The 12139-nt window shown below is 61.5% G+C and carries 15 protein-coding genes; 9 read left to right on the top strand and 6 right to left on the bottom strand.

What is annotated here, in order from left to right:
- Nucleotides 1-492 precede the first annotated feature (492 nt).
- Nucleotides 493-744, top strand: a complete 252-nt coding sequence (locus NKI29_RS02580; protein ID WP_023675031.1) for a PepSY domain-containing protein — start codon at nt 493-495, stop codon at nt 742-744.
- A gap of 125 nt (nt 745-869) precedes the next feature.
- Complete coding sequence (locus NKI29_RS02575; RefSeq protein WP_352568637.1) at nt 870-1346, top strand: hypothetical protein; 477 nt, start codon at nt 870-872, stop codon at nt 1344-1346.
- Between the two features lie 11 nt (nt 1347-1357).
- On the opposite strand, the gene NKI29_RS02570 is transcribed toward NKI29_RS02575, so the two are convergent.
- Together NKI29_RS02570 and NKI29_RS02565 are read right to left on the bottom strand one after the other, a co-directional pair.
- Nucleotides 1358-3262, bottom strand: coding sequence for a L,D-transpeptidase family protein (locus NKI29_RS02570; protein WP_352568638.1), 1905 nt, complete (start codon nt 3260-3262; stop codon nt 1358-1360).
- 220 nt (nt 3263-3482) lie between these two features.
- A complete protein-coding gene (locus tag NKI29_RS02565) occupies nt 3483-4229 on the bottom strand; it encodes a 3-oxoacyl-ACP reductase family protein (protein ID WP_352568639.1) in 747 nt (248 codons plus the stop codon).
- 98 nt (nt 4230-4327) lie between these two features.
- On the opposite strand from NKI29_RS02565, the gene NKI29_RS02560 reads away from it, so the two are divergent.
- The gene (locus NKI29_RS02560) at nt 4328-4942 is read left to right on the top strand and encodes a TetR/AcrR family transcriptional regulator (RefSeq protein WP_352568640.1); all 615 of its coding nucleotides are present in this window, start codon (nt 4328-4330) and stop codon (nt 4940-4942) included.
- 34 nt (nt 4943-4976) lie between these two features.
- Here the strand turns inward: NKI29_RS02560 and NKI29_RS02555 are convergent, their stop codons facing one another.
- Complete coding sequence (locus NKI29_RS02555; protein WP_352795465.1) at nt 4977-5885, bottom strand: alpha/beta hydrolase; 909 nt, start codon at nt 5883-5885, stop codon at nt 4977-4979.
- Between the two features lie 47 nt (nt 5886-5932).
- Between NKI29_RS02555 and NKI29_RS02550 the strand changes: the two genes are divergently transcribed.
- On the top strand, nt 5933-6385 hold the full coding sequence (locus NKI29_RS02550; RefSeq protein ID WP_352795464.1) for a MarR family winged helix-turn-helix transcriptional regulator: 453 nt from the start codon (nt 5933-5935) through the stop codon (nt 6383-6385).
- A 27-nt stretch (nt 6386-6412) separates the two neighbouring features.
- On the opposite strand, the gene NKI29_RS02545 is transcribed toward NKI29_RS02550, so the two are convergent.
- On the bottom strand, nt 6413-7024 hold the full coding sequence (locus tag NKI29_RS02545) for a pyridoxamine 5'-phosphate oxidase family protein (RefSeq protein ID WP_023675024.1): 612 nt from the start codon (nt 7022-7024) through the stop codon (nt 6413-6415).
- Between the two features lie 159 nt (nt 7025-7183).
- Between NKI29_RS02545 and NKI29_RS02540 the strand changes: the two genes are divergently transcribed.
- Nucleotides 7184-7612 carry a nuclear transport factor 2 family protein gene (locus tag NKI29_RS02540; RefSeq protein WP_352615818.1) on the top strand — a complete coding sequence of 143 codons (429 nt, stop codon included), beginning with the start codon at nt 7184-7186 and terminating at the stop codon, nt 7610-7612.
- A gap of 23 nt (nt 7613-7635) precedes the next feature.
- On the opposite strand, the gene NKI29_RS02535 is transcribed toward NKI29_RS02540, so the two are convergent.
- Complete coding sequence (locus tag NKI29_RS02535; protein ID WP_352795462.1) at nt 7636-7989, bottom strand: gamma-butyrobetaine hydroxylase family protein; 354 nt, start codon at nt 7987-7989, stop codon at nt 7636-7638.
- A 199-nt stretch (nt 7990-8188) separates the two neighbouring features.
- On the opposite strand from NKI29_RS02535, the gene moaA reads away from it, so the two are divergent.
- Together moaA and NKI29_RS02525 are read left to right on the top strand one after the other, a co-directional pair.
- Nucleotides 8189-9184 (top strand): GTP 3',8-cyclase MoaA, encoded by a 996-nt coding sequence (moaA, locus tag NKI29_RS02530; protein WP_352568644.1) that lies wholly within the window; start codon nt 8189-8191, stop codon nt 9182-9184.
- A gap of 55 nt (nt 9185-9239) precedes the next feature.
- Nucleotides 9240-9713, top strand: coding sequence for a hypothetical protein (locus NKI29_RS02525; RefSeq protein WP_023675020.1), 474 nt, complete (start codon nt 9240-9242; stop codon nt 9711-9713).
- A gap of 51 nt (nt 9714-9764) precedes the next feature.
- Here NKI29_RS02525 and NKI29_RS02520 read toward each other — a convergent pair whose 3' ends face one another.
- Entirely contained in the window at nt 9765-10430 is a 666-nt protein-coding gene (locus NKI29_RS02520; protein WP_352795460.1) for a DUF1579 family protein, read from the bottom strand.
- A 260-nt stretch (nt 10431-10690) separates the two neighbouring features.
- Between NKI29_RS02520 and NKI29_RS02515 the strand changes: the two genes are divergently transcribed.
- Both NKI29_RS02515 and NKI29_RS02510 read left to right on the top strand, forming a co-directional pair.
- Nucleotides 10691-11047, top strand: coding sequence for a hypothetical protein (locus NKI29_RS02515; RefSeq protein WP_023675018.1), 357 nt, complete (start codon nt 10691-10693; stop codon nt 11045-11047).
- Nucleotides 11048-11169: 122 nt separating this feature from the next.
- Nucleotides 11170-12090, top strand: coding sequence for a DMT family transporter (locus tag NKI29_RS02510; protein WP_352795458.1), 921 nt, complete (start codon nt 11170-11172; stop codon nt 12088-12090).
- The last annotated feature ends 49 nt before the right edge of the window (nt 12091-12139 follow it).

Below are 12139 nucleotides of genomic sequence, written 5' to 3'. Positions count from 1 at the left end.
GGCACCAAGCGTCAGATTTTTACCACTAGCAGCTGCAGGTCGCCCCCTCGCCGCCAAAATTCTTTGGGCGAAATTCAAGGCGCTGCTGTAGCTCGTATAGCTTTGGAACTGGCAAACGTTGGAGCCGGCCCGCACCTCATCTGCTCGATATCCCAGAACGAAACCTCGATGCGGTCGTCGGCGCAATAGACCGTATAGCGTTCAGGTTCTGGCGCCTCGGCTTTCTGGACAGGCATCGAAATGGCCGGAATGGAAAATATGAAAAGTACAAATATGATGGCATGACGCATTTGCATGTAAAACCCGAATGACCACCGGCACTATTACGGCCGCGATGTTGAGGCGACGCATCATGATTTTAAGCATTCGCCGTGTTCTTTCGGCAGCCATAAGTCAGGCACGGCCGGCGCCTCCTTGTAGCGCAACGGTCGCTATCCCGGAACAAACCTACATAGAAACGAGTTTCTGCTGATCGAGATGTGAGGGAAAGCCATGTCCAGACTTGTTTTGGCGGCCGCCGTGCTGCTTGTCGGCGGATCGGCCTTTGCCGCGGACGAAAATCCGGTGCCGCCGCAGAATGCCAAGAAGCTGTCGGAAATCATCGCCAAGGTCGAGCAGCGCGACGACTTCCGCTACATCAAGGAAATCGATTGGGACAGCGATGGCTACACCGTCATTTATTACACGAGCGACAAGGCGAAAGTCGAAATCACCTACGATCCGGTGACAGCCGCGCCGAAATAGTCGCTGCCTGCAAAGGTTAGCATTCGAAAAAGGCGCGCCCGGAGGCACCCGGCCTTGGGCATGCACTTGCGCAGATATGACTTTGATGGCTGACTGCGGTGCTATCATTGCGCGCGGGGGTGGGCATGGCGACGGTAAAGCACGTATTGAAGCGCTTTCTGATGATGCTCGCGGGTTATTTCATAGCGGTACTGGTTGGGCTGATCGCGGTGGCGGCGATCTATGGCGGGCTGAGTTCGCTGCCAAATGCGCCGAATTATTTCGACGTCATGGGTGTCACCCCCGTTGCGGTGCTGCTGTTGCCGCCGCTCGGCATGTTCATCTATTTTCTGACGATCGTGCTGACCGGCCTGCAGACGCTGATCTTCGCACTGATTGCCGAGTTTTTCTCGCTGCGCAGTTTTTGGCTGCACATGGTCTTCGGCGCGGCGGCCGCGGTTGGCGGCTTCGCCTTGATCTGGCCCAATGTACCGGATGACACGAACCCGGAGCGCTGGGCCGATATCGGCATCATTGCCGCCGCAGGCGTTGTCGCGGGCCTGGTCTATTGGCTCATCGCCGGACGCGATGCCGGTTTCCGGCGTCCACTGTTTCAGCGCTAGAACCGCATTCGTCAGCTTGCCGGCGAACGCACCGCTTCCGTGCTGTCGAGCGCCTGCTGCAGCCTTGTATCGCGGCCGTAGACGTCGTTGAAGTATTCGACCTTGCCTGACAGGTCCGGCCATGCGGTGAAATAGGCGACATAGACCGGGATATTGCGTGTCACGTCTTCGGTCGAATGGCCGTGTTTCAGTTTGTCCTCGATGTAGTCGACCGAGGTGCCGAGCACGGCAGCGGCCATGCCGCGCGGATCCTGCAAGCGAACGCAGCCATGGCTGAGCGCGCGCATGTCGCGCTGGAAAAACGACTTCTGCGGCGTATCGTGCATGTAGATGGCATGCTTGTTGGGGAACAGTATCTTCAGCTCGCCCAGCGCATTGGCCTCGCTCGGCAGCTGGCGCACGCCGTAGGGTATCTTTGCGCCGTAGGCGCCCCAATTGACCGAGGACGAGGGAATGCGCTTGCCGCGGGCATTGACCACCTCGTAGCCGGCGCGATCGAGATAGCCAGGATCCCGGCGCAGCCGCGGCAGCATCTCGTTGACCAGGATCGACTGCGGCACGCCCCAGTAGGGATGGAAGTCGACCTGCTCTATCTGGTCATAGAAGAAAGCAGTCTGGTTGGTGGGCCTGCCAACCACGGCGCGGGTCTTCAGCTTCTCCTCGCCGTCATCGATATAGCTCGCGGTGAAAGCCGGCTGGTTGATGAAGACGCGCGGGCTGCCAAGGTCGGAAGGCAACCAGCGCAACTCTTCGAGCGCAACCCGAACCTTCTGAATTTTGTCGGCCTTGGACGTTCCGGCCAACGATGCAACGGTACGCGGGCCGATGACGCCGTCGCCTTTCATGCCGGCCCGTTTCTGCACCGCCTTGATCACCGGCACCAGCTCCGGATCGTAGACCTCGCTGGTAGCGAGCCTCGCCAGGACCTCGCCATAGGCGCCGCCCATCTCGTCATCGAGATTGCGCGCGATCTTTGTCAAAAGCTTCGGCAGCTCGGGGCTGGTCTGCCCCGGCTTCAACAGCAGATTGGGATCGATGGTGATTTCGTCTTCGGCGCTGGCCTGGAGCGCTTCCAGTTCGACGCGCAGCGCCTGATACTCGGAATTCTGTGGATGCCGTGACTGGAGATAAGTGCGCACTTGCTGGGTATGGGCCAGCGTCTTCAGCACCCCTTCCATGTCGAGCGGCTTCGGCGGAAAATCGTAGTAGCCGGTCATGCGGTTGGGATCGACGCGGCCGCTTTGTGCGTCACGGGCGTAGCGCAGGACACGCGCCGACAGCGCCATCTCGAAGCGGACCAGCTCTTTCAGGCGTTCATCGGCATTGCCCACCGATGTGCCTGCTGCCGGAACTTCGACGGTGTAGTCGGCGGGCGTCAGGCCGTAGCTCGCGGCCTCGCCCAGCACCCGCACCGCATCCTGGGCGCGGCTGCTGGGACTGATTCCCGTCACCCAGATGAAATCCGGATTGGCCGAGTAATAGGCGATCAGCGCCTTGGCGATGTCCTTCTCGGCGTAGAGGTCATAGCCGTCGAGGCCGGCAATGGCTTCGCGGAATGCAGCCCCGGTGGCCGCCGGCTCGAAAGCAGCGTCCTGAGGCGTTGCCGGTTCAGGCGCTGCCGACAGTGCCGAAAAATCGACGCGCACCAGCGGATCGCTCTTGTAGGTATAATAGGACGGGCCGCTGATTTGCGCACCACCACCGCCCCCACCACCGGAAGCGGCCGGCGCCCTGGGCTTCGGCTTGTATTTTGACGGTGGCGGCGGAAAGTTACCTTTCGGCGGTGCGTGTTTGACGCCGCCGCCGAAAAGCATGTCGAAGAACCCTTGCGCTTCAGCCTTCGGCGCCGCGAAGGCCAGCATTGCCGCGGCCAGCGCAAACGGCAGCACGGTTGCTTTGTTTCCAAGGAATTTCATGGATCACCCGCTCCGGTTGAACCGGATCCCGTTCCGCACCGCTTTCACGGTCTCGCCCACCCCATGGCGGATGTAAGGCGTGACTACACTGATTCATACTGATTTCGTTAAGCTTTCATAAATTTCGGAACGTCTGTTGCAGAACGGTTTCACAACGTCGTGACGGGGGGAGCGAATCCGCCGTCGCTCCCGACCAATGGTAGTGCCCGTGAGCCAAACCTCAAGCGTTGGCGCCGCCGTCGATGGTCAATGCCGCGCCTGTCACGAAGCGCCCTTCGGGGCCGGCAAGCCACGCAACCATGCCGGCGATCTCGTCGGCCGTGCCGAAGCGAGGCATCGCCATCTTCTGACGCTGATGCTCGGCGTGCGGGCCGCCTGCCGGATTCATGTCGGTATCCGTCGACCCCGGATGGACGACATTGGCGGTGATGCCGCGCGGACCGAGATCGCGTGCAAAGGCCTTGGTCAGGCCAACCAAGGCAGCCTTGCTGGCCGAATAGGCGCTCAGGCCGGCGTCCGTGGCACGCTCGGCCAGATTGCTGCCGATCGAGATGATCCGGCCACCCTCGCCCATATGCGCTGCTGCCGCCTTGGCGGCGACGAACGGGGCCCTGAGGTTGACCTCCATTGTCTCATCGAAATCGGCAAGCGACAGGACATCGATCGGCGCAGCGCGCCAGACGCCGGCGCTATTGACCAGGATGTCGAGCCGTCCGAAGGCTTTTGCTGCCTCATCGACTGCCGCCTCGATCGCCCCAGCATCGCGATTGTCGGCCTTGATGGCAAAGGCCCGGCCGCCGGCCGCCTCGATTTCCCTGACCACCGCACGCGCCCCTTTCTCGCCATTCACATAGGTGATCGCCACGCCTGCGCCGTCGGCCGCGAGCCTTCTTGCGATCGCCGCACCAATGCCGCGGCTGCCGCCGGTGACGAGGGCGGCCTTGCCGTTCAAGCTTCTGGATGACATCTGCTTCTCCATTTTGTAGTGATTGATACATAAATATCTGCCAGTCTTGCTGAACCACGTCAACGGAATTATGTATCGATCAATACAGAAAGGATGCCATGCCGGAACGAGGCCGCCCCCGCACCTTCGATCGAGCCGCCGCCTTGCGGCGCGCAATGGAAGTGTTTTGGGCCAAGGGTTATGAGGGCGCGTCGATAAGCGACCTGACCGCTGCAATGTGCATCAACTCACCCAGCCTCTATGCCGCCTTCGGCAGCAAGGAAGCGCTGTTTCTCGAGGCAACCGAGCTTTACACGCGGGTCGAGGGAACCGAGATCTGGTCCGCGCTGGAAAAGGCGCCGACCGCGCGTCAGGCGGTCGAGCGGTTCCTGCGGCAGACGGCCAGGGCCTATTCACAGACCGGTCGCCCGCAAGGCTGCCTGATCGCGCTCGGCGCATTGCACCAGGACTCAAGCCGCGGCGCCATCTGCGATGATCTGCGCCGTCGCCGCGCCGAAAACCGCGAAGCCTTGCTGAGACGCCTTGAGCGTGGCGTGGCCGAGGGAGAGTTGCCGGCCGATTTCGACTGCGGTACGGCCGCGACCTTCTACGCGACCGTGCAGCACGGCATGTCGATCCAGGCGCGCGACGGCGCGTCGCGCTCGGCTCTTCTGGCGACGGTGGACGGGGCAATGGCGGCTTGGATAGCGATGGCCAGCACCGGGGCGGCATGACGGTCGAAACCGGCTGACAAGAACGATATTCAGGTCACTGCAGAGACGGCTCCAGCCTGCCGGCAACGAAGCCAACGGCACGCTCCACCACACCCCTGTCGGCGAGAATGCGGCGGTGGCCGAGCCCGTCGGCCCAGTAAAGCCGCACATGGTCTCCGGCGCGCGTGTAGAGCCTTGCATGCTCGGCGGACACTTCGCGGTCGTCCGGCGCGTGGATCACCAGCGTCGGCAGCGGCGTGCTTGCGAGCTGGCGGTCACCGGTGAACTCGTGCAACGGCCGGCCGGCGATGCGCTCGACCCGGTCGGCCATGGCGGCCTGCGAGCGCGAGCCGACATTCAGCATGCGACTGAAATCAGCAAAGATTGCCGGCAGGGAGCTCGGCGCGGCGATAAGCACCAGCCGCCCGGCCGCCAATCGCGGGATGTTCCTGATCGAACCGGCGACGGCGTTGGCGGCAACGGCACCACCAAAGGAATGGCCGACAATGGCCGCGAACGGGCCGAACCATTCGCCGGCAACCCGTGCCGCATCGACCGCACTGACCAGGGTAAGCCGGCGGCCCTGCGACTGGCCGTGGCCCGGCAGATCAAGCGAGACCACCTTGTAGCCGGCATCGCGATAGGCTTCGATCAGCGTGCGCATGTATTCGGTGCGCGAACGCCAACCATGGATGACGAGCACGGTGCCGGCAGTCGCCCTGCCCGGCTCGGGCCGGAATTCATGCACCATGACGCAGCCGGTTCTGGTCTTTAGCCGGTGATGGCGTGCCTGGGGCATGAAATCGGCGGCGCGATCAATTGCGCGGCGCTCGCCTTTGCTCAAGCTCTTCTCGTGCGGCGTGCGGCAGAACAGCTCGAATGCAGCACGCCCGGTGAGTCGCGGTGCCACATGCTCAGCCACGCCGAACGTGCCGCGGATGACCTTCAGTCCAAATGATGCCATAGTGGCGATCCATTCATTGGTTCAAGCATGAACATAATAGTTCAAACATGAACATTAAGCAAGACCTGCCCTGGGACAACCCGCGTTTTCGCAACTGGGTCGCGGTGGCGCGCGCCTGCCATGTGGTGGAACGCACCCTGGCGGTGAAGCTTGCGCCGCTCGACCTGAAGCCGGCGCAGCTCGACGTGCTGATGAACCTCTACCGTCATCCCGGCATGTCGCAGCACGACCTTGCTCGTCGGCTGCTGGTCGGCCGCTCCAACATCACCATGCTTTTGCCTCAGCTGGAGACCCGTGGCCTGCTGCGCCGCGAGGGCGACGAGAAGGACAAGCGCGTGCTGAGGCTGACCTTGACAGACGCCGGCGAGGCACTGCTGATGCAGGCGCTGAAGGTCCATATGGCGCTGATCGAGAAGGCGATGAGCCAGTCGACGCCGGAACAATGTGACATGATCGGCGAACAGATGCGTAGGATTGCCGAGGTTTTGAAGACCGCCTGACAGCCCAGTGCTCCACCACCAAATGCTTCACCACATCGATTTTTTCGCGCGCTCGGGCCATTCCTTGTCGTAGACCTCGCCGTCAATGTTCTTGCGGCTGGTGATTTCCAGGATTTGGCCGGGAGTCGGCAGCGATCTCGGGTCGACATGCCTTGCCGGATTCCACAGTTCCGATCGGTGGATGGCGCGGGCGCACTGGAAATAAACCGCATCGATCTCGATGATCGTCACCGAGCGCGCCGGCTTGCCCTCGACGGCGAACGAGGCGCAGAGCCCGGTGTCGGTGGTGATGTGGGCGCGGCCATTGACGCGCAGCGTCGTGCCGGAACCCGGCACGAGGAACAGAAGCGCGACGCGCGGATCGCGAAGGATGTTCCTTAGCGAATCGGCACGGTTGTTGCCGCGCCGGTCCGGCATCATCAGCGTTTTCGGATCGTGGATGCGGACGAAGCCGGCGAGATCGCCGCGCGGCGAGCAGTCCAGCCCTTCTGGCCCGCAGGTTGCGAGCGCGGCAAACGGCGAAGCCTCGATGATAGCTGCGTATTCGCGAATCAGCTGGTCGAGTTCCTTGACCACCGACGCCTCGCCGGGCAGGCCATAGAGCGCTTCAAGCTGTTCGATGCTGGTGATCATGGACATGTTTTCGTCTCCAAAGCTTTGCCGGCGCTACTCCATATGGATGACGTTTTCACGACAAGTGCCCGTTTGCCGGTCATCAGGAAACGGGTGTCGAGGCAACGCAAACAAGGGCAAACCGCTTTACCTGCATGATCGTGCCAACGGATACGGAGGTCAAAAATGGATAAACCGCTCGACCGGCGACGCACCGCCATGGAACTTATTGAAAACATGTTCAATGTTGAAATGCGTTTCCTGCAATCAGGGCCGGACAGCCTCGATGTGCTTGCCGGCGCATTTCATGCCGAGATTGTCGTGCATGAGCCGCGCTCCCTGCCCTATGCCGGTGACTGGAGCGGCCTCGACGGCGTTGGCGCCCTTTTCCGCAAAATGCGGGAAATCTGGAGCGACGTGGCGGTGGAGGACCTTCAGGTCGCCCAAAACGATGACACGGTGTTCATGAGCTGCTCGCTTTCGCTCACATCGCGGGCCAATGGTGCAACCATCAAACAGCCGTTTGCCGAAGTCTTGCGCTTCAAGGATGACCGGCTGATCGAAGGCACGCCGTTTTATCACGACACCAGCGAGATACTGGCGATCCTGCGTTGACCTGAGAGTCCTGCGGGATCCATTCAACGGTCGCGGCTCAGCCCCTTCTCTTCCAGTTCGGCGAGATAGGCGGCCCAGCGTGCATCCTTCTTATGACCCAGCGTATGCAGGTAATTCCAAGTGAAGATGCCGGTGTCGTGGAAATCGTCGAAGGTGATGCGCACGGCATAATTGCCGACCGGCTCGATCTTCAGAATCGCTACATTGCGCTTGCCGGGAACGGTGACGCGCTGTTCGGGCGAATGGCCCTGCACCTCGGCCGATGGCGAGGCGACACGCAGCAGCTCGGCCGACAATTCGAACGGCTGATGGCCCGGAAAGGTGACGGAAAGCAGCTTGCGGTCCTTCGAGACCCTGAGTTCTTTTGGCGCTGTCATGGTGGTGGATCCTGCGGAGAACTGCCCTTCCCTACGCCGCTTCGCGTCAAGGGAAAAGGCCGCATGGAAAGTTCCGACATAACCTGTCGGCGTCGGAATGTTACCGAAGATCGCGAGCTTCTATCTTGAATGCCACGTTGGCTCGTATCACATAGCCATATATAACGAAGCCGTTCACGGCCACGGGAAGCGCACAAGCATGGATATGATCGATCCTTTCGGTCGCACGATCACCTACCTGCGCGTGTCGGTCACCGACCGCTGCGATTTCCGCTGCACCTATTGCATGGCCGAGGACATGACGTTCCTGCCGAAGAAGGACCTGCTGTCGCTGGAAGAGCTCGACCGGCTCTGCACGGTCTTCATCGAAAAGGGTGTGCGCAAGCTCCGCCTCACCGGCGGTGAGCCGCTGGTACGCAAGAACATCATGCACCTGGTACGCCAGCTTTCACGGCATCTCGAGAGTGGTGCACTGGAAGAGCTGACGCTGACCACCAACGGATCGCAGCTTTCCCGCTTTGCCGCCGAGCTCGCCGACTGCGGTGTCAAGCGCATTAACGTCTCGCTCGATACCCTCGATGCCGACAAATTCCGCCAGATCACCCGCTGGGGCAATCTGGACAAGGTCATGGACGGCATCGACGCCGCGCAGGCGGCCGGGCTAAAGGTAAAGCTCAACGCCGTGGCGTTGAAGGACTTCAATGACGCCGAATTGCCGGAAATGCTGCGCTGGGCGCATGGCCGCGGCATGGATCTGACGGTCATCGAAACCATGCCCATGGGCGAGATCGACGCCGACCGCACCGACCAGTATTTGCCGCTGTCGCTGCTGCGCGCAGCACTCGAGCGCCAGTTCACGCTGAGCGATATTCCCTACAAGACCGGTGGCCCGGCCCGCTATGTCCAAGTCGCCGAGACCGGCGGACGGCTGGGCTTCATCACGCCGATGACGCATAATTTCTGCGAAAGCTGCAACCGGGTCCGGCTGACCTGCACCGGCACCCTTTACATGTGCCTCGGCCAGGAAGATGCGGCCGACCTGCGCGCGCCGCTGCGTGCGTCGGAAGGCAACGAGCTGGTCGCCGATGCCATCGACGAAGCAATCGGCCGCAAGCCCAAAGGCCACGACTTCATCATCGATCGCCGCACCAACCGTCCGTCGGTGTCGCGGCATATGAGCGTCACCGGCGGCTGATTTTTCGCCGATTTCGTGCAAGAATAATCGCCTTGGTATCGGCGCGAGGCAAGGCGTGCAGCGGTTTTTTGCAGTCCTGACGTTTTTCGGAGTGATGGCGGGGACCACGGCAGTTGCCGCGCCATTTACCTACACGAACGAGCGCTTCGGTACCATCTGCACCTTTCCGGATGAAATCTTCACTCTTCGCCAGCCTGAGCCGGACAATGGCGATGGACAACAATGGCTCACTGCCGATGGCGCCAGCCTGATCTGTTCGGGTATCCTCAACATCGATGATGACACCCCGACAGCCTTCGTCTCCGCCGAGAGGGCCAGCAAGGAACCTGGCTACAGGATCACCTACAGCAAGACCGGCAAGGACTGGGCGGTGCTGTCGGGCATCAAAGGCGGGAACATCTTCTATGAACGCCGCCTGTTCGGAAAAGACGGTGTCATCCGCACGGTCTGGATCGACTACCCGCCAGCCCTGAAATCGAAATACGACCCGCTCGTCGATGCGATCGCCGGCAGCCTCAGGGGACCGTGAGCATCCGGCGACGTCAGAACTTATTGGCAGCCTATTGTTTTTGCTAGCGAGTCACGGTTGTTGGCGCGTGTAGTCATATCGTACGGCAAGCCATTTTTTGCCGCTGCCATTGGCCTGGAGGAAATGTTGCTCGGCCACTTCGTGATTGTCGCCGTCCCTGGAAATGACGAAATCGGAGGCCGTGAACCGCCCTTCGACCTCCGGGCCGAAGCCGACGAAACCAAGCGGCTGGAACAGCAGTGAAATCTTGCCGTCCTCCTCGCCACCAAAACTCCAGGCAGGCATGATCCCTGCCGGGAAACGGGTGTCCATGGAGACATACTTCCAGCGGCCCTCCACCCGGTCATAGCTCAAATAGGCTATCCGCTGGAAGTCCGGCATTTTCGACCCGGGCGCCGGGCGCATCACCTCCTGCATGAAGGAACCGATCATCGTGCGCTCGGCCACCAGCCCGGTCATGACGATCGGCTGGGCGCCGGGCGTTGGCCAGATCGTGTTGACGACGGACCATTTCCCGACGCGGCGAGCGAGCTCATCCGCTTCGTGACCCGGCGTGGACATCCGTTCGACTGCCGACGCCGAAGCGCCGTTCTCGGCGAACGCAGGCGCTATCGCCATGAGGATAACCGCCAGGGCAGAAGAGAACCGGAAGGCCGAAAAAACGTGCCGCCTGCCGTCTGCGCCAAGCCTGTCCGCATAGCCTCGTGCATTCGTCATGGACTACCTCCCCAACACGATCAGAAGCTTACAATGACCAATTTGGTGAATCTTGCCGAGCAAATTTGATCTTGTCGAAAAATTTTCCTCGAGCCGCAGCGTGATAAATTTGCCCTCCGAACCCATCCTTTAGAACGGCACCTTTTTTGGGTCACACCCAGAAAAGGTCTTGTCCGCAAACGGTCACCGGATTTACCGCAAGCCCATTCGGGCCTAGCCTCTGCTCTGGAGCGGTTCTTCGCCCAGTGGGGGAATACGATATGCGCAAACTCATTCTTTCTCTTGCATTGCTCAGCCTCGCGGCCCTGCCCGCGGCGGCTCAGTCGATCGGCGGCACCTATGCCGTGGCCGGCACCAATTTCGATGGGTCGTCCTATGGTGGCGACGCCACGATCACGCTGACCAGCGAGACGACCTGCACGATCCATTGGGAGACAGGCGGCTCGTCCTCGGACGGTATCTGCATGCGCAACGACGATGCCTTCTCCGCCGGCTATGTCATGGGCAAGGCGGTCGGTCTAGTCGTCTACAAGGTGCAGGAAGACGGCTCGCTGCATGGCCTGTGGACGATTGCCGGCAAGGAAGGCAACGGCACCGAGGTACTGACGCCCAAATAAGCCCTGCCGCTCTTGCGCGGCAGATGTCACGGGCCACAGAAAGGCTGTGGCCCAGCCCTTTGACGTTGCTGTCTTGTGGGTGCCTGCTAGACGCTTGCTGCAGGACTCACCCGGTAATCGCCTTGCCTCTTTCGCCAAACCTCCGCGGCGCGTTGTTCATGATGGTGGCCATGGCTGGTTTCACTCTCAACGACGCGATCACCAAATTCTCATCGGAATCGATGAACATGGCGCAGGTCATGCTGATCCGCGGCGCCTTCGCTTCGCTTTTCGTTGGCCTGCTTGCGTGGCAACGGGGCGCGCTTGCCCGGCCAGGTTCGATGCTGCAGCCGACCGTTGCGCTGCGCGTCGCCGGCGAGGCCGGCGCCACCGTGTCGTTCTTGGTTGCTCTGGCGCATCTTCCGATCGCCAATGTCTCCGCCGTACTGCAGGCGCTGCCGCTGGCGGTGACGATGGGCGCCGCGCTTGTGTTCAACGAGGGCGTCGGCTGGCGGCGCTGGCTGGCTATTGCCGTCGGTTTTGTCGGCGTGCTGATCATCGTGCGGCCGGGCTTCGAAGGGTTCAGCGTCTTTTCTCTGCTGGCGCTGGCCAGCGTCGCATGCTGCGCGGTGCGCGATCTCGCTACCAAGCGGATCCCGCAGGCAATTCCGACATTGCTGGTGTCGACCGCCACCGCCCTTGCCATGACAGTTCTGGGCGCGGCATTGCTTTCGCCGATGGGCGGCTGGACACCGATGACAGGACAAAGCACGGCGTTCCTGGCGCTGGCGGCGGTGCTCGTGCTCATCGGCTATCACTTCATCATCACGGCGATGCGGGTGGGCGATATCTCCTTCATCGCGCCGTTTCGCTACACCGCCCTGCTCTGGTCGATCTTGCTTGGCTTCACGATCTTCGGCGATGTCCCCGATCTGCCGATGATCCTCGGTGCCACGATCATCATCGCGTCAGGCCTCTATGCACTCTACCGCGAACGGATCGTCGGACGGCGAAAAACAGCCGCCGAAAGCACTGGACCGGACATGGCGCCGGACGGCATATAGAGTGACTGTCGACGACTGTCTGATTTGAAAACTGGATTTTGGGCCTAGG

It is taken from the genome of Mesorhizobium sp. M0678, assembly GCF_040320505.1.
In the GTDB taxonomy this organism is placed as follows: domain Bacteria; phylum Pseudomonadota; class Alphaproteobacteria; order Rhizobiales; family Rhizobiaceae; genus Mesorhizobium.
The sequence above is the reverse complement of the archived record's forward strand: the minus strand, read 5'-3'. Positions and strand labels throughout refer to the sequence as shown.

Excerpts from the sequence above, each read along its gene's own strand:
- NKI29_RS02580 (WP_023675031.1), top strand. The coding sequence starts at position 493 with ATGTCCAGACTTGTTTTGGCGGCCGCCGTGCTGCTTGTCGGCGGATCG.
- NKI29_RS02575 (WP_352568637.1), top strand. The coding sequence starts at position 870 with ATGGCGACGGTAAAGCACGTATTGAAGCGCTTTCTGATGATGCTCGCG.
- NKI29_RS02570 (WP_352568638.1), bottom strand. The coding sequence starts at position 3,262 with ATGAAATTCCTTGGAAACAAAGCAACCGTGCTGCCGTTTGCGCTGGCC.
- NKI29_RS02565 (WP_352568639.1), bottom strand. The coding sequence starts at position 4,229 with ATGTCATCCAGAAGCTTGAACGGCAAGGCCGCCCTCGTCACCGGCGGC.
- NKI29_RS02560 (WP_352568640.1), top strand. The coding sequence starts at position 4,328 with ATGCCGGAACGAGGCCGCCCCCGCACCTTCGATCGAGCCGCCGCCTTG.
- NKI29_RS02555 (WP_352795465.1), bottom strand. The coding sequence starts at position 5,885 with ATGGCATCATTTGGACTGAAGGTCATCCGCGGCACGTTCGGCGTGGCT.
- NKI29_RS02550 (WP_352795464.1), top strand. The coding sequence starts at position 5,933 with ATGAACATTAAGCAAGACCTGCCCTGGGACAACCCGCGTTTTCGCAAC.
- NKI29_RS02545 (WP_023675024.1), bottom strand. The coding sequence starts at position 7,024 with ATGTCCATGATCACCAGCATCGAACAGCTTGAAGCGCTCTATGGCCTG.
- NKI29_RS02540 (WP_352615818.1), top strand. The coding sequence starts at position 7,184 with ATGGATAAACCGCTCGACCGGCGACGCACCGCCATGGAACTTATTGAA.
- NKI29_RS02535 (WP_352795462.1), bottom strand. The coding sequence starts at position 7,989 with ATGACAGCGCCAAAAGAACTCAGGGTCTCGAAGGACCGCAAGCTGCTT.
- moaA (WP_352568644.1), top strand. The coding sequence starts at position 8,189 with ATGGATATGATCGATCCTTTCGGTCGCACGATCACCTACCTGCGCGTG.
- NKI29_RS02520 (WP_352795460.1), bottom strand. The coding sequence starts at position 10,430 with ATGACGAATGCACGAGGCTATGCGGACAGGCTTGGCGCAGACGGCAGG.
- NKI29_RS02515 (WP_023675018.1), top strand. The coding sequence starts at position 10,691 with ATGCGCAAACTCATTCTTTCTCTTGCATTGCTCAGCCTCGCGGCCCTG.